Source organism: Adlercreutzia sp. ZJ138 (assembly GCF_011038935.1).
In the GTDB taxonomy this organism is placed as follows: domain Bacteria; phylum Actinomycetota; class Coriobacteriia; order Coriobacteriales; family Eggerthellaceae; genus ZJ141.
The window spans coordinates 1-692 of record NZ_JAAKEA010000050.1 but is presented as its reverse complement, the minus strand read 5'-3'; the positions used below and the strand labels follow the sequence as shown (position 1 = coordinate 692).

Here is a 692-nt window from a genome sequence, read left to right as displayed (position 1 = left end):
TTAGCGCCATGTGAGAAACCCACAGGCTATGCCTGTGGTGCGGTAGACGGTTAAACCGTACCGCTGACATGAGAATCAGAAAAAGGCTTTCCTGTCCTATGATGGGCCTGCGATGGTCCAGATCGCAGGTCAGGAAAGGAAAGCCATGAACGAGAGAAGTTTAGCACACACGAAATGGGACTGCGTGTACCACATAGTCTGGATACCGAAGTACCGGCGCAAGGTGCTCTACCGGGAGTGCCGCCGCGAGATCGGCGGGATAATACGGGAGCTGGTGGAGCGCAAGACCGGCTGCGAGGTGGTCGAGGGCAGCGTGTGCATCGACCACGTACACGTCTGCCTGAGGATCCCGCCCAAGTATGCGGTGTCGGACGTGATGGGGTACCTGAAGGGCAAGAGCGCGCTGACGCTGTGCGACAGGCACCCCGAATGGCGCAGCCGGATAGGCAAGGACAGGACGCTTTGGGCCCGCGGCTACTACGTGAGCACCGTCGGGCTGAACGAGGCCACGATAAAGAAGTACATAAAAGATCAGGAGGACGGCGGCGGGTTCGACCGGTAAGGTGCGAACGCATCCCCTTTAGGGGCGGCCGGCAAGAGTGCGCTGGGCCATCGCGGCTTGCCGCCGCCGGCATTCGCGACCCTTACAGGGTCGCCCAATCAAGCCACCGGCTATGCCGGTGGTCATGACT

1 protein-coding gene is annotated in these 692 nt (G+C 60.7%); it reads left to right on the top strand.

Annotated elements, in window-relative coordinates; translation table 11 throughout:
* Window positions 1–145 precede the first annotated feature (145 nt).
* The gene (gene tnpA / locus G7Y43_RS10570; protein ID WP_165046371.1) at window positions 146–562 is read left to right on the top strand and encodes an IS200/IS605 family transposase; all 417 of its coding nucleotides are present in this window, start codon (window positions 146–148) and stop codon (window positions 560–562) included.
* The last annotated feature ends 130 nt before the right edge of the window (window positions 563–692 follow it).

Bases quoted from the DNA above. Each gene is read 5' to 3' on its own strand.
- tnpA (WP_165046371.1), top strand. From the start codon at position 146: ATGAACGAGAGAAGTTTAGCACACACGAAATGGGACTGCGTGTACCAC.